A 21,436-nucleotide genomic window follows, 5' to 3' on the forward strand; every position below is an offset into this window, starting at 1 on the left:
TTGTCGACAAATTTGCGCACTGCATCGGCACGGTTGGCGATTTCGCCGTAATAGCGAACCTCGCCTTTGCGGCCTGCTTCCGCCAGACCGATCGCGATTTTTTCCTTACTCACATCCAAACCAACGTAAAGTGCGATATCATCGACCACGGCTCGTCTCCTATGTTTGAGGCTCTGGCTCTGCAGCTAACCCTCGTTCTGAACATAATGCGAGACGAGCCACCCTGCCGGCCAAGGACATGGGGTCTCACGTATGGGTGGAGCGCCGAAGGCGGCTCTACTTCCTTGGCCCGGAACACCCTGGAAGACGAACTGTCGTCAGAGGCGCCGAATCGGGCGCGTTAACCTCCATTCGATAAGATTTTACGAAAATTTTAGGTTAATTCTATCTTGCCGGGGATGGCCCGTTACGACCGGCTGGAATCCCGATACAAGGCACGCATTCAACAGTATTTCCTGCATGTCCATCGGCGTTCATTGACCATTTACGGGAACCCCAGCCGTGAACACCATAACTGTTGCCAGCCCCAAGCCGCTCGATCCATTGGATGAGACGACATCGCTCGAAACCGCTGCCACCACGAGGGCGTTGGGGCCGGATATATTGCGCGCGCTCGCCATCCTGCTCGTCATGCTCGTGCATCTGCCGGTGGAGGCGACGCCGCTGCCTTTGGCCGGCATCAGGCCCTATGGCTGGATCGGCGTCGATATCTTTTTCGTGCTCAGCGGCTATCTCATCGGAAGTCAGCTGATGGCAGAAGCCGCGCGCCGCCGCGCCATCGACTTCAAAGCCTTCTATCTGCGCCGGGCGTTCCGCATATTGCCGGCCTTTCTGCTCGTGCTTGCCTTCTATGCGCTCGTCCCGTCTCTGCGCGACGCGCCGACGATGCAGCCGGCTTGGCGGTTCTTTACCTTCACGGTCAATTTCGGGCTCGATCCTCGTTTGGGAGGCACGTTCACCGAGGCCTGGTCGCTGAGCGTCGAGGAGCATTTCTATCTTCTCCTGCCGGTTCTCGTCGTCTTGCTGAGGCGGCGCGCGACGGTGGTCTTCGTCGCCTCTCTGGTCGCGACAATCGTAATTGCTGGCATGGGGCAGCGGTTTGCGCTCTGGCTGAGCCAAGTCGGCCCGGCTGTCGAAATACAGGCCTATAGGGAAGCGCTCGCCACCTATCTCAGGGATGTCTACTATCCGACTTACAATCGGCTGGACGGGCTGACCTTCGGCGTCGTTCTGGCGGCGATCCGGCTGTTCAAGCCATTGCTGTGGGAAAGATACATGCCGCCATATATCGCGCTCGGCATCGGCAGCATGTCCGTCATCGCAGCGCTCGTGATTTTTTCCATCCGCGGGCCATTTGCCGAAACCAATTTGCCGCTCGTGTTTCAACCTCTTCCAGGCGCGGTTTTCGGCTTTCCGCTCTTCTCGGCGGGAGTGGCCTTCTTTCTCGGCGCATTGGTGGATCTGCAGCCCAGGATCGGGCGCTGGCACCTTCCGGCCATATCAGGGATCGCAACGCTCTCCTACAGCCTCTATCTGACCCACAAGGGCGTCTACCATCTCGACCAGATGGTGTTCGGCAAGGACAATCTTCAGGGGCTTTCAGGCTTCGTCATCTACCTCGCCACCTGCTTCATCGTAGCGGCGACGCTCTGGTTTCTCGTCGAGAGAAACTTCCTGATGCTGCGGGATCATCTGATGCCGCGCTCGCATCGAGCCGGCTAGAGTATTTCCGGGAAAAGTGCGCATCGGTTTTCCGTCCGGAATGCGTAAGAAAGCAAGAAGATAGAGCGTTTTCGCGACTCGAAGAAAAGCGGAAAGGCTCTAGATCCAGTCCATCAAAGAAAAGGCGGCCCGTGGCCGCCTTTCTGACTTACTTCCTCGCCCAGAGCACCTTGAAGCGAGCATTGCGGCAGGTCTCGCCATGCTCTTTGAAGTTTTCAGCCAATACCGGCTCGTAAGGCAGGCCGCGATTGGCGACCAGCATCAGGCGACCGCCGCCACGCAGGGCCGAAGCGGCCGTCTTGATCATCGCCTGGCCAAGCGAAGGCTCGGCGGCGTGGCCTTCATGGAAAGGCGGGTTCATGACGATCAGGTCGTACTTGTCCTTGACCGGCTCGCTCGCCAGATCGTGCCAGAAGAAGCGCTGGGCGACCTTCGGGCAGTTTGCCAGCAGATTGGCGCGGGCAGCTTCCAAAGCGCCGTAATGGGCCTCGTAGAGGTCGATACGCTCGATCCTCGGCGATTTGGTCGCGAGCTCGACGGAGAGATAGCCCCAGCCGGCGCCGAAGTCGGCCGCATCGCCGGCAAAGTCGGTCGGCAAACGCGAGGCGAGCAGCTCCGAGCCGGCGTCGATCCGGTCGTAAGAGAACATGCCGGGCGCCGTGGTGAAGCGGCCCTCGACGTGCGTTGCCGGCTTTGCGAGCTGCGCGGTGAATGCGTCGACGTTGGCAGGGCGCGTGAGCCACAGGGCAACGCCGTGATATTTCGGCATGTGCTCGACCTCAAGGCCGAAACCTTCGAGACGTTTGCGCAGCGGCTGGATGCCGTCTTCCTTGCCGCCGGCGATGACGATGAGGCCACCTTCCTTCACCCGCGACAGCGCTTCGGCGATATGACTTTCATTCTCGCCTTTATGCTTGCCGCAAAGCACCAGCGCGCCGTCATAGCCCTCGCCCTCGATCTCCGGCGTCACGTTGATCCGTTGCGCCTGCAGTTGGCGATAGAAGGGGCGGAAGCCCTGAACGGCGGAAAGCTCTGCTGCAAAGTCGCCCGGCAGTGCAAAGCCGGCCTCGGCGCCGAGAAACAGGATCCGCTCGCCCTCGCCGGGCGCGTCAACGGTGCCGGAGGTAAAGGGATGAAACAGGGTCTTCAGGGCGTCGCGGCTCATGGGGCGTGATCTCGTGGCAAACTAACTGGCTTCGGTCGTCGGATGAAGCCGACAGCGATAATATAAAAGGGGCGCGGAAACGAATCCCGCGCCCCGGAACCTGAATGAAGACGCAGCTTATTCGGCCGCGTCATCCTTCTTCTTGTCGGCGGCGATTTCCTGGCCGGTGGCCTGATCGACGACCTTCATGGACAGGCGAACCTTGCCGCGTTCGTCGAAGCCGAGCAGCTTGACCCAGACCTTATCGCCTTCCTTGACGACGTCCTGCGTCTTTGCCACGCGCTCGGAAGCGAGCTGCGAGATATGGACGAGGCCGTCACGAGCGCCGAAGAAGTTGACGAAGGCGCCGAAGTCGGCGGTCTTGACAACCGTACCTTCGTAGATCTGGCCGACTTCCGGCTCGGCGACGATCGAGTGGATCCACTTGCGGGCCGCTTCGATTTCCTTGCCGGAGGACGAGGCGATCTTGACGGTGCCGTCGTCTTCGATGTTGATCTTGGCGCCGGTCTTTTCGACGATTTCGCGAATGACCTTGCCGCCGGAGCCGATGACTTCGCGGATCTTGTCGACCGGGATGTTCATGACTTCGATGCGCGGTGCGAATTCGCCGAGCTGGCCACGGCTTTCGGTGATTGCCTTGGACATTTCGCCGAGGATGTGCGTGCGACCGCCCTGTGCCTGGCCGAGAGCGACCTTCATGATCTCTTCGGTGATGCCGGCGATCTTGATGTCCATCTGCAGCGAGGTGATGCCGTCGGCAGTGCCGGCGACCTTGAAGTCCATGTCGCCGAGGTGGTCTTCGTCACCGAGGATGTCGGAGAGAACGGCGAAGCGATCGCCTTCCAGGATCAGACCCATGGCGATGCCGGCAACCGGCTTGGCCAGCGGAACGCCGGCGTCCATCAGAGCGAGCGAGGTGCCGCAAACCGTTGCCATCGAGGACGAGCCGTTCGACTCGGTGATCTCGGAGACAACGCGCAGCGTGTAGGGGAACTGTTCAGCCGTCGGCAGCATCGGGCGGATAGCGCGCCATGCGAGCTTGCCGTGACCGATTTCGCGACGACCCGGGGAACCCATTCGGCCGGTTTCGCCAACCGAGTAGGGAGGGAAGTTGTAATGGAGCAGGAAGCGCTCCTTGTACATGCCCGTCAGGCTGTCGACGTACTGTTCGTCTTCGCCGGTGCCCAGCGTGGCGACGACGATTGCCTGCGTTTCACCGCGGGTAAACAGCGCCGAACCGTGCGTGCGCGGCAGAAGGCCGACTTCCGAGACGATCGGGCGAACGGTCGACAGATCGCGGCCGTCGATGCGGCTCGAGGTGTCGAGGATGTTCCAGCGAACGATCTTGGCCTGCAGGTGCTTGAAGACGGCGCCGATGACTTCGGCCGAATACTTCGGCTCAACGCCTTCCGGCAAGAAGTGTGCCTTGACCTTGGCCTTGACGGCGTCGACGGCAGCGTAACGTTCAGCCTTCTGGGTGTTCTTGTAGGCGGTGCGCAGTTCGGCTTCGGCGATGCCAAGCATCTCGGCTTCGAGTTCGGAATAATCTTCCGGCGTGAAATCGCGCGGTTCCTTGGCAGCGACTTCAGCGAGCTTGATGATCGCGTCGATAACCGGCTGGAAGCCGCGGTGACCGAACATGACGGCGCCGAGCATGACGTCCTCGGGCAGTTCCTTGGCTTCCGACTCGACCATCAGAACGGCGTCCTGCGTGCCGGCAACGACGAGGTCGAGGCTCGATTCGTCCATCTCGTCGAGATGCGGGTTGAGCACGTATTCGCCGTTGATGTAGCCGACGCGAGCGCCGCCGACCGGGCCCATGAACGGAACGCCTGACAGCGTGAGCGCTGCGGACGTGGCAACCATCGACAGGATGTCGGGATTGTTTTCCAGGTCATGCTGGATGACCGTGACGACGACCTGCGTGTCGTTCTTGTAGCCTTCCGGGAAAAGCGGGCGGATCGGGCGGTCGATCAGGCGGGAAACGAGGGTTTCGTTTTCGCTCGGACGTCCTTCGCGCTTGAAGTAGCCGCCAGGGATCTTGCCGGCTGCATAGGTCTTTTCCTGGTAGTTGACGGTGAGCGGGAAGAAATCCTGGCCCGGCTTCGGCGACTTGGCGGAAACGACGGTGGCAAGAACCACGGTCTCGCCGTAGGTGGCGACGACGGCGCCGTCAGCCTGACGGGCGATCTTGCCGGTTTCGAGCTTCAGCGGGCGACCTGCCCACTCGATTTCGACGGTATGGATATCGAACATATCTTGTCCTTACATTGTGCGGGAAAAGGCGCCGTCGCCGACGATTTCGGCAAAGCGCATCTTCAACCCCACGAAATGTGACGCATCACGGGCAAGACAACGAGAGGCTTTCGAAAATCGGCCGAAGCGTGGAGCTTCGGCTGAAAGCATCCGGCAATCCTGCCCCATGACAGGTCAACGGTTGTTGTTGGCAGCGCCGGCCCATCCGGGCTGCCGGCAGCTTCGCATCGCGCAGACACAGGGCGCGAGGGAAGCTGGTCTCAAGGGTTCATACCCTTCATAAGCATCCGGCGGACGTTCAGGTGAACGCCCGCCGGAAATTCTATTAGCGGCGAATACCGAGGCTGGTGATCAGCTTGGTATAACGGCCTTCGTCCTTCTTCTTGAGATAGTCAAGAAGCGAGCGCCGGCTGGAAACCATCGTCAGAAGGCCACGACGGGAGTGGTTGTCCTTCTTGTGGTCCTTGAAGTGGTCCGTGAGGTTGTTGATGCGCTCGGTCAGGATCGCAACCTGGACTTCCGGAGAACCGGTGTCGCCTTCAACGGTAGCGTATTCCTTGATCAGCGCAGCCTTGCGCTCAGCAGTGATCGACATCGGATAGTCCTTTCTATGAGAGGAAATTAAAGTCGCCAAACGCCGGGATGTCGTCCAGCATTGGCCGCGAATGCAATCAGGCACGCCTGATGCTGGCGCTGCCTATAGACCATTTGCAGTGCAAAGGGAAGAGCTGCGATTCCTCCCCCCTTTTGCAGGGGCCGTAGCGCCTAGACGAAGACGCGCTTGGGGCGGAATTCGCCCTGGCCGATCTCGCCGATGGCGATCAGCTTGCCGCGCGCGGTGGCATAGGCCTCGGTTTCGGCGATCGGCGCATCGCGGCCGCGCACGAGGATGGGGTTGCCCATCTTCAGACGGTGCGCCTGATCGTCGTTGATGACGAGATGCGGCAGCGACGACAGGGCCTCGGCCGTGTCGATCAGCAGCGCGTCGAGAGCGGCGAGCCGCTCGTCGGCATCCTCGATCTCTTCCAGCGCTACCAGATCGGCAAGCGGAATCATCGTCTCTTCGGCAAAGGGTGCGACGAAGCTGCGGCGCAGGCCGGAAATATAGCCGTAGCAGCCGAGCTCGCGGCCGAAATCGCGAGCAAGCGCCCGCACGTAGGTGCCCTTGCCGCATTCCACCTCGAAATGCGCCGTGTTGGCATCCGGGCAGGCCAGTAGGGTCAGGCGGAAGATCTCGACTTCACGCGAAGGGATGTCGACCGTCTCGCCTTCGCGGGCAAGGTCATAGGCGCGCTCGCCGGCGATCTTGATGGCGGAGAACTGCGGCGGAACCTGCTGGATGACGCCGGTATATTTCGGCAACAGCGTGCGGATGTCCTCTTCGCCCGGACGCTTGTCGGAGGTGGCGGTCACAGCGCCTTCAAGGTCGTCGGAAGCGCGTTCTTCACCCCAGGTCACGGTGAATTCGTAGATCTTGCGGCCGTCCATGACGTAGGGAACCGTCTTGGTGGCGTCGCCGAGCGCGATCGGCAGCATGCCGGAGGCGAGCGGATCAAGCGTACCGGCATGGCCGGCCTTCTGGGCCTTGAACAGCCACTTGATCTTGGAAACGGCTTCCGTCGAGCCGAAATCGACCGGCTTGTCGAGGATGAGCCAGCCCGAGATCGGGCGGCCCTTGGGCTTGCGTGGCTTGGACATTCTCTGTCTCTGTTATTGATCTTGGTCGTTGTCGTCTTCAAGGTCGCGGCTGACCTCGGGCGAGCGCAGCAATGCGTCGATCTTCTGGTAGTTGTCGAAGCTCGTATCGTCGCGGAAGCGGACTTCCGGCATATATTTCATCTGCCGGAGCTGCGGGCCGAGACGGCCGCGTATGTATTTCGCATGGCGGTTCAGCGCCTCGATGACAGCGCCGTGGTCGGCGACGCCGAGCGGGGTCACGAAGGCGGTTGCGATCTTCAGATCCGGCGACATGCGCACCTCGGAAATGGAGATCACCGTGCGCTCGATCAGGTCGTCGCGCACTTCGCCGCGCTGCAGAACCTGCGTGATCGCGGAGCGCACCTGCTCGCCGACGCGAAGCATGCGCTGCGAAGGCGCGGAAGAAGTTGGTTTGGTCATGGTTTTTCCGTTAGCAGCGCCCCGTGGACGCAATAAAGAGGGTCACATGACTCGATCCGGCGAAAAGGTCAAGGCTGGACAGGGTGTGCGGCCCGCCAGAAGCCGAGAATCCTTGCGAATGCGGCATCCTGCTCCCCCTGATTGGAGAAAGCGGATGCCGGAATATAGGTGACGAAGGATTCGAGATCGAATTCGATCCGCCCGTTTCGCCTGGAGATATCGGCGATCTCGCGCCAGCCGAGCCATATCGTTGTGTTGGTTGAGATCCAGGAGGCACCGTCCGCGTTGGCTGTCACGGCGATGGTGGCATCCGGGCGGATGCGCGATTGCATTGTCGCCAGTCGTCTCCGCGCCGCCCAGTTGGAATAGACGAGGATGAGTACATAGACGATCAGGGTCGGCACGAGCCAGATGATCGCCATGTCGGCCTCGTGGATCGAGGACGACAACCCGAAAACGGGAATGAAGACGTAGCCTCGCAGCAAATGGAAAAGGACCGGCAGGCCTGCGCCGACGCCGATTGCCGACAATACGAACCATGCCGTGGCGTTCTGGGCGTTCGAGGGGCGGCGAAGCGCAAAGCGTCGTCCTGCCTGCCGCATGATGGCGACATGTTCATCCGGCTGACGAACGAAGGAGAGGGTGATGGATTGATCGTCTTCAGACCCTGTCGTCATGCCCGCTGCTCATCCTCGTTCGGTTGGACCCAAGAAAAAACCGCCGGTTTTGGCCGGCGGTTTTGATATCTCGCAAATCGAAGGATTGCTTACAGCGTGCGCGTAATATGCTCGACGCGGAAGCATTCGATCGTGTCGCCGGCACGAATATCTTCGTAGTTTTCGAAGGCCATGCCGCATTCCTGGCCGACATTGACTTCCGACACTTCGTCCTTGAAGCGCTTGAGCGTCTTGAGCTTGCCTTCGTGGATGACGACGTTGTCGCGAACCAGGCGGACACCGACGCCACGCTCGACCTTGCCTTCGGTGACGCGGCAACCCGCGACCTTGCCGACCTTCGTGATGTTGAACACCTCGAGGATTTCGGCGTTGCCGAGGAAGGTTTCGCGACGCTCCGGAGAGAGGAGGCCCGACATCGCTGCCTTCACGTCATCCACCAGGTCGTAGATGATGTTGTAGTAGCGGATTTCGATGCCTTCGCGCTCTGCGAACTGGCGGGCCTGAGCATTGGCGCGAACGTTGAAGCCGATGATCGCTGCGTTCGAGGCTTCGGCAAGCGAAATGTCCGACTCTGTGATACCGCCTGCGCCCGAATGGACGATGCGGGCACGGACTTCGTCGGTGCCGAGCTTGTCGAGCGCGCCGGCAATGGCTTCGATCGAGCCCTGCACGTCGCCCTTGACCACCAGCGGGAATTCCTTCACGCCAACGGTCTGCAGCTGGGTCATCATCTGTTCGAGCGAACCGCGCTGGCCGGACTGGCGGGCAGCGGCCTTGTCACGGGCCAGACGCTGACGATATTCGGAAATCTCGCGAGCGCGGCTCTCGTTTTCGACGACGGCGAACTTGTCGCCTGCCGCCGGCGTGCCCGAAAGACCGAGAACCTCAACCGGCGTGGCCGGCGTCGCTTCCTTCACATGCTCACCCTTGTCGTTGATCAGCGCGCGCACACGGCCCCACTGATCGCCGGCAACGACGATCTGACCGGGACGCAACGTGCCCTTCTGAACGAGGACGGTGGCGACGGCGCCACGACCGCGGTCGAGCTGGGCTTCGATGACGGTGCCTTCCGCTGTGCGGTTCGGATTGGCCTTGAGGTCAAGGATTTCCGCCTGCAGCAGGATGGCTTCGAGCAGCTTGTCGAGGTTGGTGCGGTTCTTCGCGGAGACTTCCACGTCGAGCACTTCACCGCCCATGGATTCGACGAAGACTTCGTGCTGCAGCAGTTCCGTGCGGACCTTCTGCGGGTTGGCTTCGTGCTTGTCGATCTTGTTGATGGCAACGATGATCGGAACACCCGCCGCCTTGGCGTGGTTGATCGATTCGATCGTCTGCGGCATCACGCTGTCGTCGGCTGCAACGACCAGGATCGCGATGTCGGTCGCCTGGGCGCCGCGGGCACGCATCGCCGTGAAGGCGGCGTGGCCGGGGGTGTCGATGAAGGTGATCTTCTGACCGTTCTGCTCGACCTGATAGGCACCGATATGCTGCGTGATGCCACCGGCTTCGCCGGCCACCACGTTGGCATGGCGAATGGCGTCGAGCAGCGAGGTCTTGCCGTGGTCGACGTGACCCATGATGGTGACGACGGGCGGACGGGAAACCAGTTCGCCTTCCTCGTCGGCAACGTTGAAGATGCCCTGTTCGACGTCGGATTCCGAAACGCGCTTGACCGTATGGCCGAATTCGCTGGCGATGAGTTCGGCCAGATCGGCGTCGATCACGTCGCCCGGCTTCATCATCTGACCCTCCTTCATCAGGAACTTGATGACGTCGACGGCGCGTTCGGACATGCGCTGCGACAGTTCCTGAATGGTGATGGTTTCAGGCAGAACGACTTCTCGCGAGATCTTTTCGCGCGTTTCCTGCATCTGGCTGCGGCGGAATTTTTCCTGGCGGCGACGCATGGCCGAAAGTGAGCGTCCGCGGGCGGAGCCGTCCTCGTCGACATTCGCTGTCGTTACCGTCAACTTGCCGCGACGGCGCTCGTCGTCGGTTTTTGGGCGCGTGGTGACAGGCTTAGCCGGCTCGGGGCGTGTGACCTTGCCACGTGCCGGGGCACCGCGCGGCGGGCCACGATCGGTCTCTTCTTCATTGACCCGACGGCGGTTGGCCGGCGCCTCGCCGGCAGGAGCGCCGGGACGCGCGGGCTGCGGAGCCGCATCCGGACGACGCGCAACGACAGGAGCCGCTGCCGCCTGAACTGCTGGCTTCGGAGCTTCCACCGGCGCGGGAGTCGCGACCTTGGCTTCGGCAGCGCGGACAGCCTCTTCGGCGGCGCGGCGCGCGGCTTCAGCCTGCTCGGCGATGCGACGTACTTCTTCTTCCTGCTTGCGACGTGCTTCTTCCTCGGCGCGACGAACGGCATCCGCGGCGTCGCGGGCCTGGGCATCGGCGAGTGCGCGACGGCGCGCGTCCATTTCATCGGCGGACAAATGGTTCAGAACCACCGGCCGCGACGTGCGTTCCTGCTGCGGACGCTGCTGGTAGCCCTGGTTGGGCTGTCCCGATCGCTGCTGCTGGCCACCAGGCTGATGAATGCGCGGCGCTGGCTGCGGCGGACGCGGCGGCTGTGGCGTCGGTTCAGCGACGCGCGTCACCGATGGCGTTGCTGCAGCCGCCGTCGTCGAAGCTGCGATCGGCTTTTCGTCTTCAGGGCGCAGCGGGCGGCGCTTGCGGGTTTCAACCACGACCGCCTTGGTGCGACCGCGGCCCATGTCCTGGCGCACGGTGCCCTGGTTTACGCCTGATGGTTTCAGGGTGAGAGTCTTCTTACCTGAAACATTCAGCGTCTTGTCGTCTTGATTGTCGGTCATTCCGTTCCCGTTCCTTCGGACAGGGCTCGGAGTAGTCCGTCAGGCCCTGTCGTTCAATGCATGTACCTTAATGAGGCGTCCGGCATAGGCCGGTGACCGCGTCATTGTTTTCGCCGGCCAGCGCCGCCCGTTGCCCGGGACTGACCGCCGTTGCGGTACCGTTCGAGCAGGTTTGCGCGCTTCACTACACCCTCACCCGCCTGCCCTGCAAGCGCTGCGGCATGGATAAAAGCGTTCTGGCCCATCAGTTCTTCCATCTCCGCTTCCGTAAAGACACGGAAGGAAGGTATTTCCTTTTCGGTTTCCATACCGAGATGCCAGGCCTTTCGTGCCTGGTCGATCTTGCGGACGCCGTCGTCTGCAGCGACGATCGCATGGAACACGGCAAGTGCCGAGCCGTTGCGAACGGCGCCATCAACCTTCGACGAACCGCTGACGAACCGGCCCGCTTTGCGCGCCATGTGCATCATCCCGGCCAGTTGCGCCACGAGAAGACGGTCGACGATGGCACCAAGATCGGCCGGTGCCGTCACCTCGGCTTTCAGGGCGCGAGAAAACAGTTTCTTTGCCACTGCCTTGTCCACCTGCGCCCGGTCGAGCTTGACCCAGCAGCCGCGTCCCGGCAGTTGCCGCTTCAGATCGGGAACAACGGTCCCGTCTGGAGCGGCGACGAAGCGGATCAAATCGTCAGGCGATCCGCTTTCGCGTGTCACGATGCACATGCGGCCATTTGCGTCGTCACCGCCGAGATCATCGTCCTCGGGCGGTGCGCCAGGCCCCTCGGTGATCGTCATGCTTGTTGCTCGGTTTCGTCCTCCGCGACCTCTTCGGTCTCAGCGACGAGATCGGCCTCGGTGATCCAGCCGGCGAGCAGGCGAGCCTGCACGACCATCTGTTCTGCTTCGACGCGCGAGATTTCGAGCTTGGAGAACAGGCCTTCGAATTTCTTCGTCTCGCCGTTCTTGCGTTCGCTCCAGCCGACGAGGTCGTCAGCGGCACAGCCGGCGAAGTCCTCGATCGTCTTGATGCCGTCTTCGCCAAGCGCGACCATCATCTGGGCGGTCATGCCGTTGATCTGGCGCAGCTCGTCCGAAACACCGAGCGCCTTGCGCTTCTCGTCCATCTCGGCTTCGAGCTTCTCGAGATATTCGCGGGCGCGGGTCTGGATTTCCTGGGCGGTATCTTCGTCGAAGCCGTCGATGGAAGCAATTTCATCGAGATCGACGTAAGCCAGCTCCTCGACGGCGGCAAAGCCTTCGGAGGCCAGAACCTGGCCGACCATTTCGTCGACGTCGAGCGCGTCCATGAACAGGTTGGTGCGCTCGTTGAATTCCTTCTGACGGCGTTCCGATTCCTCGGCTTCCGTCATGATGTCGATATCCCAGCCGGTCAGCTGCGAAGCGAGGCGGACGTTCTGACCGCGGCGGCCAATGGCGAGCGACAGCTGCTCATCCGGAACCACGACTTCGATACGCTCTGCATCTTCGTCGAGAACGACCTTGGCGACTTCGGCCGGCTGCAGCGCGTTGACGACGAAGTTCGCCGGCTCGTTCGACCAGGGGATGATGTCGATCTTTTCGCCCTGCAGTTCGCCGACGACGGCCTGGACGCGCGAACCGCGCATACCGACGCAGGCACCGACCGGATCGATCGACGAGTCGTTCGAAATGACGGCGATCTTGGCGCGAGAGCCCGGATCGCGGGCAACCGATTTCACCTGGATGATGCCGTCGTAGATTTCGGGCACTTCCATGGTGAAGAGCTTGACCATGAACTGCGGATGCGTGCGCGACAGGAAGATCTGCGGGCCGCGCTGTTCGCGGCGGACGTCGTAAACATAGGCGCGAACGCGGTCGCCATAGCGGAAGTTCTCGCGCGGGATCATCTCGTCGCGGCGGATGATGCCTTCGCCGCGGCCGAGGTCGACGATGACGTTGCCGTATTCGACGCGCTTGACCGTGCCGTTGACGATTTCGCCGACGCGATCCTTGAATTCGTCGAACTGACGGTCACGCTCGGCTTCGCGCACCTTCTGCACGATGACCTGCTTGGCCGACTGGGCGGCAATACGGCCGAAATCCATCGGCGGCAGCGGGTCGGCGATGAAATCGCCAAGAGCGGCGTCCGGGTTGCGGTCGCGTGCCAGTTCCAGCGGGATCTGCGTGGAGTAGTCTTCGGCCTTCTCGACGACTTCGAGCAGGCGCTGCAGACGGATTTCGCCGGTCTTCGGATTGATGTCGGCGCGGATGTTCGACTCCGTGCCGTAACGCGAGCGCGCGGCCTTCTGGATCGCGTCCGCCATTGCGGCAAGCACGATCTCGCGGTCGATGACCTTTTCGCGCGCCACTGCATCTGCGATCTGCAGGAGTTCTAGCCGGTTCGCACTGACTGCCATTGTCTTTAGTCTCCGTCTTCCTGCCCTTGGGTTCCCGTTCCGTTAGGCGGTTCGTTGATCGGTTATTCTTCTTCGTCTTCCGCTTCGTTCTGGTTCGCTGCCTCGGCTTTCGCCAGCTTGTCGGCGCGCAACGCATCGCGGATGAGATCGTCCGTCAGGATCAGCTTGGCTTCGGCCAAGGTGCTGAACGGAATGGTTACGTTCTGCTCCTCGCCGCGGGTAGCCTCGTCGCGCTCAATCGTGAAACCATCGGCATCGACAGCGACGATCTTGCCGCGGAAACGCTTGCGGTTGTCAACGAGGATCGATGTTTCGCATTTGACGAGATGGCCGATCCAGCGCTGGAAGTCCGACTTGCGCACCATCGGGCGATCGATGCCCGGCGACGATACTTCCAGATGATACGCCTTGTCGATCGGATCTTCCACATCCAGAACCGGCGAAATGGCCGTGGAGACCTCTTCGCAGTCCTCGACGGTCATGGTGCCGTCGTTGCGTTCGGTCATGACCTGTAGCGTCAGGCCGTTCAGGTTCAAGAGGCGCACACGCACGAGGCGGAAGCCCATGCCCACGAGCACGGGCTCGATGATGGCGGCAACACGCTGATCAAGGCCGGTTTCGACGATCAGCCGCGGTTCATTGGTATTGTCTGCGTTTGTCACGTCCGACAAGCATTCACTCCTGCATTGTTCATGCATTGGCAGATCGCGCTAATAAAAAAGAGCGGGTCCTTGCGGCCCACTCTTCATCACACGATCAAGAATTTGAAGCCGATATAAGCCCGTTCCCGTCAAATTGCAAGGTCTTCGCACTGAAACCCGGCTTTGGCGGTTATTTGCGGAATTCTGCGGCAAATGCCGCCACATCTTCCGAAGCCAGCGCGCGAGGTGCTGGTGGCTCACCATGGAAGTTCTACATGACGCCGAGGACGAACCGCGCATTCCTTAGCATGCCTGCGGAACCAGTCGATCTCCTGGCTCGGGTCGAATTGTGGCACCGTGCGTCCCAAACAACTTCCCTCACCGCTTGCCTTCCCTTACAATCCCGTCCGGATGCGGAGGATTCCACCATGAGCGAAGACGCCTTCAACATGTCAATCCGCAAGTTCCTGAAGGAAGTCGGCGTGACCTCGCAGCGAAAGATAGAGGAGACGGTGCGCGAAGGGCGGACCGGAGGCAAAAAGCTGAAGGTCCGCATGACGCTGACGGCGGAAGGCACCGGCCTCAACCACGTCGTGGACGGCGAAATCGAACTTCCGTAAGCAGGCGAAGTGACCAAGCGGCATCTTCTGATGCGACCAAAGCAACGCAACGGTGCCTACGTCAGCCGCGCCGCGTGCCGCGAAAGTCATCTTAACCGGTTTTTAGGCCTTGTTGGTGAACCACACCGTCGGTGTGCCCAACACGCCTCCCTTGCGCATCGCCGCTTTTAGCTCTTCCAGCTTGCCGAAGGCTTGAGCTGCTTCAATCGTGGCAAACTCATGGGTGACGGTAACGTCGTTGGGATTGTCGGTGGCCTGATAGACCGCCTCTGCCGCAACCCCGTTTGCCTTCTGTACGGGCCGAAACTCATCGTATACTTTACGCCAGGCCGCGTAGTCCGAAACATCGTGCCTCACAAACAGCGTCGTCATCTCATCCTCCCGCGTTTGCATTTTCACGTTGGGACATCCCGTCGTTAAGGTACCACTGAAATGACGTTCGCGCTTGGGGAATATCTGGCTGTTTGTACTTGGGGCTATTCGCTTGCCGAATGCGGACAGAGCGACCTTGCGTCTGGGTCAGGCCAGTTCTTTCAGCCCGGTCGGCGTGGGACGGGAGCGAAGAAGCACACTACTTCCGGGAAGCGCCCGAAAGCCGCCACTGGCAGCATCTGCCGCTAAATTCCGCCTATTTCAGCACGCCGAGCATCGAGCTGTCGGGATAGCAGGTGGGCTTGCGGCCGCTCTTTTCTTGCCATTGGCCGATCGACCGTCGGGTCTTATAGCCCGGCAATCCGTCTGTGCCGCCGACATCGTATCCCTTGTGCTCCAGGGTCACCTGCATGCCGGCGACGTCGGAGCGCAGCATCTTGCCGACATCGCCCCATTGGCCCTGGAAGGCGCCGCCGCCATAAGCGATGCGGTCGGCCAGGTTACCGATATAGAGGCCGTAAAGGTCGGAATTGTTGTATTCCTTGATGACATAGAAATTCGGCGTGACGATAAATTCCGGCCCGTCGCGGCCGGCCGGCACCAGCATCATGCCGCTGGCCGGCATCTCGTCGGACGGAAATGCCTTGCCGGCAACCCGCGTGATCCCAAGCGACGCCCATTGCGAGATCGGCTTGGCAAGATCTGGCCCCTCCTGGGCGCAGGAGACATTCTGCGGAATGGTGACTTCATAGCCCCAGCTTCGGCCGCGCTGCCAGCCCTTCTGAACCATATAGTTGGCTATGGATGCCAGCGTATCCGGCACGGACGTCCAGATATTGCGGTGGCCGTCGCCATCGAAATCAACGGCATATTTCAGATAGTTGGTCGGCATGAACTGCGGCTGGCCAAGGGCGCCGGCCCAGGAACCCCGGAACTGATCCGGCGTGACGTCGCCATGTTCGAGAATGCGCAGCGCTGCGATGATCTCGGTGCGGAACATGTCCTTGCGGGTAGACATGAAGGCTTTGGTCGCCAGCACCTGGATCGCCGAATTCGGCAGCTTGGCGATGCCGAAGCCAGTCTCGCGACCCCAAATGGCCAGCAGGATCGGTCCTGGAACGCCATAGGTCTTCTCGATCCGCTGTAGCACCGGCCCATATTGCGAGGCTAGGCCCCGCCCGGTTGCAGCCAGCTTTTGCAGCCGTCCCTCGTTGAAATAGGGGGCAGGAGAGGAGAATTCGGCCTGGGTCTGCTTTTGTTCCTTGGGTTTCGGAAAACCCGGCGGCACGAGATCCGGCAGATCCCAGTTCAGCGTCACGCCGGCGAAAGCAGCCTTGAAGGTCTTTTCGGAAATCCCGGCCTTTCGCGCTTCTGGCCAGAGATCCTTCTGTATCCAGGCCTGAAACTGCGCTTCGACATCGGCTTTCGAGGCCGCGAGCGCGGGCAGGGGGAGGAGGGCGAGGAGAAGGATGCACAGCAGGGAAAGTAGGTTTCGCGCGCGCGGAGCCGTCGATACCCCCCTCTGTCGCTGTCGCGACATCTCCCCCACTAGGGGGGAGATTGTTGGGAGTTTGCTGACCCTTTTTTCCAAGCAATCCACCTCAGTGTCTGCGGGTGCGATATTGATTTGAGGCAAGTCCGTGCTCCGGACAACCAATCTCCCCCCTTGTGGGGGAGATGTCACGTAGTGACAGAGGGGGGTATGCACTCTCCTCATACTCAGTCCTCTCCGTCTCAAATCGTCGTTCTCGCCCTGAGCGCCGCCGTCAGCGTGCCTTCGTCGAGATAATCGAGCTCGCCGCCAACAGGTACCCCATGGGCAAGGCGGGTAATCTTGACCTCAAGGCCCGCGAGCTGATCGGTTATATAGTGTGCTGTGGTTTGCCCTTCGACCGTCGCGTTGACGGCGATGATGATCTCGCGGACGCCGCCTTCGCCGACGCGGGCTATCAGGCCGCGAATGTTGAGGTCGTCGGGACCGACGCCGTCGAGCGGCGACAATACGCCGCCGAGAACATGGTAGGCAGCGTTCATCGCGGCAGCGCGCTCCAGAGCCCAGAGATCGGAGACATCTTCGACGACGATGATGACGGATTGATCGCGGCGATCATCGGTACAGACGGTACAGGGGTCGACGGTATCGACATTGCCGCAGCGCGAGCAGATCTTCACCTTGTCATAGGCTTCGCCCATGGCGTGGGATAGCGGCCCGAGAAGCTGATCCTTCTTTTTGATCAGATGCAGCGCCGCCCGCCGCGCCGAGCGTGGCCCGAGCCCCGGCACCTTCGCCAGAAGCTGGATGAGTTTTTCGATTTCGGGGCCGGTGACTCGCTTTGCCATGGGAGGCTTTTAGCCCAAATGCTGAGAGAACGGAATCACGGAAGGGTCGGTCGAGCGATGAAAATTCTGGCCGTTTCCAATCGCATGCTATCTTTGTGAGGCCGGCGTCGTGTTCCGGGATGGAGCCGAAATTCCCGCGTCTAACGCAGAGCGATTGCGACCGCCGCGCCTGCCATGGTGCCGGCGCTGGCGCGATTGGCAATGCGCACGGCGCGGCGGCTCTTGAGGAAGGCTCTCGCCTTGGCTGCAAGCATCGCCCAGGAGAGGTCGATGACGACAAGAACCGCAAACATCGTTGCCACCAGTTCGGCCCAGCCGGACAATGTGACGGCATGCAGATCGATGATCGAGGGCAGCAGCGCCACATAGAACACCATGATCTTCGGATTGCCCATGGTCACCGTGAAGCCGGCGAGGAACAGCCGGGCAGGCGATTGCGCGTCCGGCAGTTCTTCCTTCGTCGTATCGGAGGCTGCAAACCACATCTTCCAGGCGAGATAGAGCAGGTAAGCGACGCCCAGCCATTTGATCATGACGAAGGCGAGGTGGAAGGTTTCGGCGATGGTCGCAAGGCCGGCAACGGCAAAGGTCAGCCAGATCGCCTCGCCAAGCCACATGGCGGTCAGGAAAGGCAGCACGTTGCGCGCGCCCTTGGTCAGCACGCGCGCCACCAGCGCGGCAATATTCGGCCCGGGCGATCCCGCCGCAATGAACAAAGCACCGGCAAAAACAAGCAGCGTCGACAGGCTCATCGCATTTCCTCCGATCAGGCAGGCCAGACGATATCTGGAAGAAGAGGTTGAGAGATAGCATTCCGGCTCGGCTTTTCCAAATGCCAGCTTTTGCGCTCAGCCGAGTTGCGCTCGAAAGCGCTCGAAGATTGCCTTGCCTTCCAGCCAGTCCTCCAGTCTCGATGCCGCATTGATATGACCGCGCGGCCCGACATCGACAAAGGCGCTCCCCCAGATTTCGGCGCTATCGCGCGCATGGTCGAACGAGCCGAAAGGGTCGTCGGTGCTGGCGACGAGCAATGATGGAAAGGGCAGCTGCCGCCGCGGTGGCTGGGCGAAGCTGCCGGCTTCGGCAAGATAGACCTCACCTGTGGGGTCGGGAGGGGCCACCAGGAAAGCGCCTAGGATCGCCGTTTTCCTTATGGGCGCCCAATGGGCGATGAGCTGGCAGGCGAGGCTATGGGCAATCAGGATCGGCGTCGTTTGCGAGCGGGCAATTTCCCGCTCAAGCGCGGCGATCCAATCCGTCAGTTCCGGCTTGTCCCAGCTCGACGGCTGGAACCGTCGCATGCCTGGGTCCTGACGCTCCCACAATGTTTGCCAGTGACCTTCGCCCGAACCGCCAAGCCCCGGAAGCACGATGATGTCGCTCATCCTTATCCTTTCTCCATATTTCCTTATGGAGCGAAACTGGCATGCCGACTGATTGGTTGACATTGCAATCCATCGGATAAAACGTTCACCTACCGATGAATTGAAGGCAAAGAGATGGATAGTATCGAAAAAGGGCTGGATCCGACGGATCTATCGATCATCGAGATCCTGCAGCAGGATGGACGAATTTCGGTTTCGGAGCTCGGCCGGCGCGTCGGTCTTTCGCAGCCGGCGGCGTCGGAACGGTTGAAGCGGCTGGAAGAGCGCGGCGTGATTGCCGGATATCGCGCGGTCATCGATCCCGCCGCGGTCGGGCTCGGCATGATGGCGGTCATCCGGCTGCGCACCACGCATGAGCACATCAGGCCCTACCTGAAGCAGTTTTCCGAAATGCCCGAGATCATCGAGGTTCTCAGGCTCACGGGCGAGGATTGCTTTCTGCTCAAGGTTCTCGTGCCGACACCCGCCGACCTTGAAACGATTGTCGATTCCATTGCTCGTCACGGCGCGGTAACGACGTCGCTGGTGCTGCGAAACGAACCTGTAAAGGCGATCGGCCGCGATCTCATTCGCAAGGCGGCCGCCCGCTGATCGAATGGGACGTTAGCCTCAGAACGGCAGCTTGAAGCCGGGCGGGATCGGCAGACCGGCGGTCAGTTCGCGGGTCTTTTCGGCGGCGATCGCCTCGGCCTTTTCCTGGGCATCCTTGTTGGCGGCCACGATCAGGTCTTCGAGGATTTCGACATCGTCTTCCTTGAAGAGCGACGGATCGATCTTGAGGCCCAGCATCAGGCCCTTGCCGTTGACGGTGACGGTGACGAGGCCGCCGCCGGCCTTGCCTTCGACGCGAATGTCGGCGATCTCCGACTGCATCTTCTCCATCTTCGCCTGCATTTCTTTCACTTTGCCCATCATGCCCATGATGTCGCGCATCGTCATTAGTCCCTCTTCTGCAAGTGTCTGTTCCTATTCGGCCGAGATATGCCGCCATGGTCGCCGCCGGCGTCAAGCCGATGCGGTTCCGCTGCCGTCTATCTTAGCCTTAGAATTCTATATCGTCGCCCGGCAGGATATCGCCATCGACGGATTCCGCGGCCGCCGGCGAAACGGCGGCTTCCTCTTCGTCGTCCGTCTCGGGTGCCCGCACCCGCACGTCGATGATCTTTGCGCCAGGAAATTGAGCGAGGATCGCCGCAACATCGGGGTCCTGCCGGGCATCGGCGACCCGCTGTTTCTGTGCGTTGGCCTCGGCCTCCACCAGCGTCGGTTCGCCTTCTTCGCGGCTGAGGCTGACGATCCAGTGAATGCCGGTCCATTCCTTCAGCTTGACGGCAAGTTCGTTCAGCAGCGTGCCGGGAGCTCCTGAGGTCAGGCTGACATCGAGCCGGCCCGGCTCCAGCTTGACTGGGCGTACGAAGGCGCGGACCAGCGCCTTCAGCTTCGGATCGCGCTTCTGGCTGGCGAGTTCGGCAATATCGGCCATTGAATTGATCGGCACGAGCGGCTTCGGCGCTTCGGCGGGCTTCTGCTCGATGCGGCCGACGGGTTGCGAATACGGCTGTGTGTTCGGCACGGCGCGTAACATGGCGACCGGTGCTGAAGGTGCGGGTCGCGGCGCCGGCGTTTCGACGGCTCGTGCAATGGCGTTGCCCTGATAGGAAACCGCTGCTCCGCCGCCGTTGCCCATGGGCGCAGAGGGTGATGGGCGGGAGCCGCCATTGCCATCGGAAAACTCCGCCAGCCTGCGTGCCGCATCTTCCGGCGCCGGCAGGTGGGCGGCATGTGCCAGCCGGATCAGCACCATTTCGGCAGCGCCTGCGGTGCGCGAGGCATTTTCCGTCTCGGCAATGCCCTTGAGCAGCATCTGCCAGATGCGCGACAGCGCCGTCACCGCCACGCCCTGGGCGAATTCCATTGCTTTCGTGCGCTCGACTTCGCTCAGCGACGGATCGTCGGCGGCATCGGGCACATATTTGAGGCGGGTCACGAGGTGGGTGAAATCGGCAAGATCGGTCAGCACGACAACAGGATTGGCGCCGGCTTCATACTGGCTGTTGAATTCGGCAAGCGCTGCCGAAACATCGCCTTTGACGATGTGGCCGAAGAGATCGACGATGCGGGCGCGGTCGGCAAGACCGAGCATCGCACGTACTGCTTCCGCAGCAACGAAGCCGCTGCCATGGGCGATCGCCTGGTCGAGCAGCGACAGGCCGTCGCGCGCCGAGCCCTCGGCGGCACGGGCGATCATGGCGAGCGCTTCCGGCTCGGCTTCGATGCCTTCCTTGCCGGCGATGGTGGTGAACAGCCCGACGAGATCGGAAGCGCTGATCCGGCGCAGGTCGAAGCGCTGGCAGCGCGACAGCACCGTGATCGGCACCTTGCGGATTTCCGTCGTGGCGAAAATGAACTTCACATGCTCCGGCGGCTCTTCCAGCGTCTTCAGCAACCCGTTGAAGGCAGCCGTCGACAGCATGTGCACTTCGTCGATGATATAGACCTTGTAGCGGGCCGAGACCGGCCGGTAGCGCACCTGCTCGATGATCTCCCGGATATCGTCGATACCGGTGTGCGAGGCGGCGTCCATCTCGATGACGTCGACATGCCGGCCTTCCATGATCGCCTGGCAATGTTCGCCGGGTTCGCGCAGATCGATGGTGGGGCGATCGATCACTGATGTCTTGTAGTTGAGGCCGCGCGCAAGGATGCGGGCCGTCGTCGTCTTGCCGACGCCGCGCACGCCGGTCAGCATATAGGCCTGCGCAATTCGCCCGGTCTCGAATGCGTTGGTCAGCGTTCGAACCATCGGCTCCTGGCCGACCATCAGGTCCGTGAAGTCCTTGGGCCTGTATTTGCGGGCCAGCACCCTGTAACCGGTGCCGGTCGAGGCGGCATCTTTTGCTTGTCGCTCGCTGTCGCTCATCGCCTTGCT

General features: G+C 61.5%; 20 protein-coding genes. 3 read left to right on the forward strand and 17 right to left on the reverse strand.

Annotation, left to right across the window (positions count from 1 at the left end; genetic code table 11):
• Positions 1 to 501 precede the first annotated feature (501 nt).
• A complete protein-coding gene (locus QD409_RS31625) occupies positions 502 to 1,722 on the forward strand; it encodes an acyltransferase family protein (RefSeq protein ID WP_430764643.1) in 1,221 nt (406 codons plus the stop codon).
• Positions 1,723 to 1,870: 148 nt separating this feature from the next.
• Here QD409_RS31625 and QD409_RS31630 read toward each other — a convergent pair whose 3' ends face one another.
• From QD409_RS31630 to rimP, 10 genes are all read right to left on the reverse strand, one after another.
• The gene (locus tag QD409_RS31630; RefSeq protein ID WP_430764644.1) at positions 1,871 to 2,887 is read right to left on the reverse strand and encodes a class I SAM-dependent methyltransferase; all 1,017 of its coding nucleotides are present in this window, start codon (positions 2,885 to 2,887) and stop codon (positions 1,871 to 1,873) included.
• 117 nt (positions 2,888 to 3,004) lie between these two features.
• Positions 3,005 to 5,143, reverse strand: a complete 2,139-nt coding sequence (pnp, locus tag QD409_RS31635; protein WP_163991762.1) for a polyribonucleotide nucleotidyltransferase — start codon at positions 5,141 to 5,143, stop codon at positions 3,005 to 3,007.
• 325 nt (positions 5,144 to 5,468) lie between these two features.
• Positions 5,469 to 5,738, reverse strand: coding sequence for a 30S ribosomal protein S15 (gene rpsO, locus QD409_RS31640; RefSeq protein WP_047635766.1), 270 nt, complete (start codon positions 5,736 to 5,738; stop codon positions 5,469 to 5,471).
• A gap of 170 nt (positions 5,739 to 5,908) precedes the next feature.
• A complete protein-coding gene (gene truB / locus QD409_RS31645; RefSeq protein WP_092856168.1) occupies positions 5,909 to 6,841 on the reverse strand; it encodes a tRNA pseudouridine(55) synthase TruB in 933 nt (310 codons plus the stop codon).
• 12 nt (positions 6,842 to 6,853) lie between these two features.
• Positions 6,854 to 7,261, reverse strand: coding sequence for a 30S ribosome-binding factor RbfA (gene rbfA, locus QD409_RS31650; protein ID WP_092856170.1), 408 nt, complete (start codon positions 7,259 to 7,261; stop codon positions 6,854 to 6,856).
• 68 nt (positions 7,262 to 7,329) lie between these two features.
• Positions 7,330 to 7,938: a hypothetical protein gene (locus QD409_RS31655; RefSeq protein WP_430764645.1), complete on the reverse strand. Its 609-nt coding sequence runs from the start codon at positions 7,936 to 7,938 to the stop codon at positions 7,330 to 7,332.
• An 89-nt stretch (positions 7,939 to 8,027) separates the two neighbouring features.
• Positions 8,028 to 10,754: a translation initiation factor IF-2 gene (gene infB / locus QD409_RS31660; RefSeq protein ID WP_430764646.1), complete on the reverse strand. Its 2,727-nt coding sequence runs from the start codon at positions 10,752 to 10,754 to the stop codon at positions 8,028 to 8,030.
• A 101-nt stretch (positions 10,755 to 10,855) separates the two neighbouring features.
• Complete coding sequence (locus QD409_RS31665) at positions 10,856 to 11,548, reverse strand: RNA-binding protein (protein WP_430764647.1); 693 nt, start codon at positions 11,546 to 11,548, stop codon at positions 10,856 to 10,858.
• Positions 11,545 to 13,149: a transcription termination factor NusA gene (gene nusA, locus QD409_RS31670; RefSeq protein ID WP_430764648.1), complete on the reverse strand. Its 1,605-nt coding sequence runs from the start codon at positions 13,147 to 13,149 to the stop codon at positions 11,545 to 11,547. The genes QD409_RS31665 and nusA overlap by 4 nt, the downstream gene beginning before the upstream one ends.
• A gap of 62 nt (positions 13,150 to 13,211) precedes the next feature.
• A complete protein-coding gene (gene rimP, locus QD409_RS31675; RefSeq protein WP_092856180.1) occupies positions 13,212 to 13,820 on the reverse strand; it encodes a ribosome maturation factor RimP in 609 nt (202 codons plus the stop codon).
• Between the two features lie 398 nt (positions 13,821 to 14,218).
• Here rimP and QD409_RS31680 point away from each other — a divergent pair, with 398 nt between their 5' ends.
• On the forward strand, positions 14,219 to 14,410 hold the full coding sequence (locus QD409_RS31680) for a DUF6494 family protein (protein WP_037155250.1): 192 nt from the start codon (positions 14,219 to 14,221) through the stop codon (positions 14,408 to 14,410).
• A 102-nt stretch (positions 14,411 to 14,512) separates the two neighbouring features.
• Here QD409_RS31680 and QD409_RS31685 read toward each other — a convergent pair whose 3' ends face one another.
• From QD409_RS31685 to QD409_RS31705, 5 genes are all read right to left on the reverse strand, one after another.
• Positions 14,513 to 14,782: an antibiotic biosynthesis monooxygenase gene (locus QD409_RS31685; RefSeq protein WP_092856203.1), complete on the reverse strand. Its 270-nt coding sequence runs from the start codon at positions 14,780 to 14,782 to the stop codon at positions 14,513 to 14,515.
• Positions 14,783 to 15,038: 256 nt separating this feature from the next.
• Positions 15,039 to 16,499: a lytic murein transglycosylase gene (locus QD409_RS31690; RefSeq protein WP_430764649.1), complete on the reverse strand. Its 1,461-nt coding sequence runs from the start codon at positions 16,497 to 16,499 to the stop codon at positions 15,039 to 15,041.
• A 17-nt stretch (positions 16,500 to 16,516) separates the two neighbouring features.
• Entirely contained in the window at positions 16,517 to 17,122 is a 606-nt protein-coding gene (gene recR, locus QD409_RS31695; protein ID WP_092856184.1) for a recombination mediator RecR, read from the reverse strand.
• Between the two features lie 140 nt (positions 17,123 to 17,262).
• On the reverse strand, positions 17,263 to 17,874 hold the full coding sequence (locus QD409_RS31700; protein ID WP_092856186.1) for a LysE family translocator: 612 nt from the start codon (positions 17,872 to 17,874) through the stop codon (positions 17,263 to 17,265).
• A 96-nt stretch (positions 17,875 to 17,970) separates the two neighbouring features.
• Positions 17,971 to 18,507, reverse strand: a complete 537-nt coding sequence (locus tag QD409_RS31705; protein WP_092856188.1) for an RBBP9/YdeN family alpha/beta hydrolase — start codon at positions 18,505 to 18,507, stop codon at positions 17,971 to 17,973.
• A 114-nt stretch (positions 18,508 to 18,621) separates the two neighbouring features.
• Here QD409_RS31705 and QD409_RS31710 point away from each other — a divergent pair, with 114 nt between their 5' ends.
• On the forward strand, positions 18,622 to 19,098 hold the full coding sequence (locus tag QD409_RS31710) for an Lrp/AsnC family transcriptional regulator (protein WP_092856190.1): 477 nt from the start codon (positions 18,622 to 18,624) through the stop codon (positions 19,096 to 19,098).
• 18 nt (positions 19,099 to 19,116) lie between these two features.
• On the opposite strand, the gene QD409_RS31715 is transcribed toward QD409_RS31710, so the two are convergent.
• Both QD409_RS31715 and QD409_RS31720 read right to left on the reverse strand, forming a co-directional pair.
• Positions 19,117 to 19,440, reverse strand: coding sequence for a YbaB/EbfC family nucleoid-associated protein (locus tag QD409_RS31715; RefSeq protein ID WP_047635820.1), 324 nt, complete (start codon positions 19,438 to 19,440; stop codon positions 19,117 to 19,119).
• Positions 19,441 to 19,549: 109 nt separating this feature from the next.
• On the reverse strand, positions 19,550 to 21,427 hold the full coding sequence (locus QD409_RS31720) for a DNA polymerase III subunit gamma/tau (RefSeq protein WP_092856192.1): 1,878 nt from the start codon (positions 21,425 to 21,427) through the stop codon (positions 19,550 to 19,552).
• Positions 21,428 to 21,436: the final 9 nt, after the last annotated feature.

The organism is Rhizobium sp. BR 315 (assembly GCF_050577975.1).
GTDB classification, from domain to species: domain Bacteria; phylum Pseudomonadota; class Alphaproteobacteria; order Rhizobiales; family Rhizobiaceae; genus Rhizobium; species Rhizobium miluonense.

What these genes read in the sequence shown, in the direction of transcription:
- infB (WP_430764646.1), bottom strand. Translation starts at nt 10,754, where the DNA reads ATGACCGACAATCAAGACGACAAGACGCTGAATGTTTCAGGTAAGAAG.
- QD409_RS31680 (WP_037155250.1), top strand. Translation starts at nt 14,219, where the DNA reads ATGAGCGAAGACGCCTTCAACATGTCAATCCGCAAGTTCCTGAAGGAA.
- QD409_RS31715 (WP_047635820.1), bottom strand. Translation starts at nt 19,440, where the DNA reads ATGCGCGACATCATGGGCATGATGGGCAAAGTGAAAGAAATGCAGGCG.
- rbfA (WP_092856170.1), bottom strand. Translation starts at nt 7,261, where the DNA reads ATGACCAAACCAACTTCTTCCGCGCCTTCGCAGCGCATGCTTCGCGTC.
- recR (WP_092856184.1), bottom strand. Translation starts at nt 17,122, where the DNA reads ATGGCAAAGCGAGTCACCGGCCCCGAAATCGAAAAACTCATCCAGCTT.
- QD409_RS31630 (WP_430764644.1), bottom strand. Translation starts at nt 2,887, where the DNA reads ATGAGCCGCGACGCCCTGAAGACCCTGTTTCATCCCTTTACCTCCGGC.
- nusA (WP_430764648.1), bottom strand. Translation starts at nt 13,149, where the DNA reads ATGGCAGTCAGTGCGAACCGGCTAGAACTCCTGCAGATCGCAGATGCA.
- QD409_RS31720 (WP_092856192.1), bottom strand. Translation starts at nt 21,427, where the DNA reads ATGAGCGACAGCGAGCGACAAGCAAAAGATGCCGCCTCGACCGGCACC.
- QD409_RS31705 (WP_092856188.1), bottom strand. Translation starts at nt 18,507, where the DNA reads ATGAGCGACATCATCGTGCTTCCGGGGCTTGGCGGTTCGGGCGAAGGT.
- QD409_RS31685 (WP_092856203.1), bottom strand. Translation starts at nt 14,782, where the DNA reads ATGACGACGCTGTTTGTGAGGCACGATGTTTCGGACTACGCGGCCTGG.
- QD409_RS31665 (WP_430764647.1), bottom strand. Translation starts at nt 11,548, where the DNA reads ATGACGATCACCGAGGGGCCTGGCGCACCGCCCGAGGACGATGATCTC.
- rpsO (WP_047635766.1), bottom strand. Translation starts at nt 5,738, where the DNA reads ATGTCGATCACTGCTGAGCGCAAGGCTGCGCTGATCAAGGAATACGCT.
- QD409_RS31655 (WP_430764645.1), bottom strand. Translation starts at nt 7,938, where the DNA reads ATGACGACAGGGTCTGAAGACGATCAATCCATCACCCTCTCCTTCGTT.
- pnp (WP_163991762.1), bottom strand. Translation starts at nt 5,143, where the DNA reads ATGTTCGATATCCATACCGTCGAAATCGAGTGGGCAGGTCGCCCGCTG.
- QD409_RS31690 (WP_430764649.1), bottom strand. Translation starts at nt 16,499, where the DNA reads ATGAGGAGAGTGCATACCCCCCTCTGTCACTACGTGACATCTCCCCCA.
- QD409_RS31710 (WP_092856190.1), top strand. Translation starts at nt 18,622, where the DNA reads ATGGATAGTATCGAAAAAGGGCTGGATCCGACGGATCTATCGATCATC.
- truB (WP_092856168.1), bottom strand. Translation starts at nt 6,841, where the DNA reads ATGTCCAAGCCACGCAAGCCCAAGGGCCGCCCGATCTCGGGCTGGCTC.
- QD409_RS31700 (WP_092856186.1), bottom strand. Translation starts at nt 17,874, where the DNA reads ATGAGCCTGTCGACGCTGCTTGTTTTTGCCGGTGCTTTGTTCATTGCG.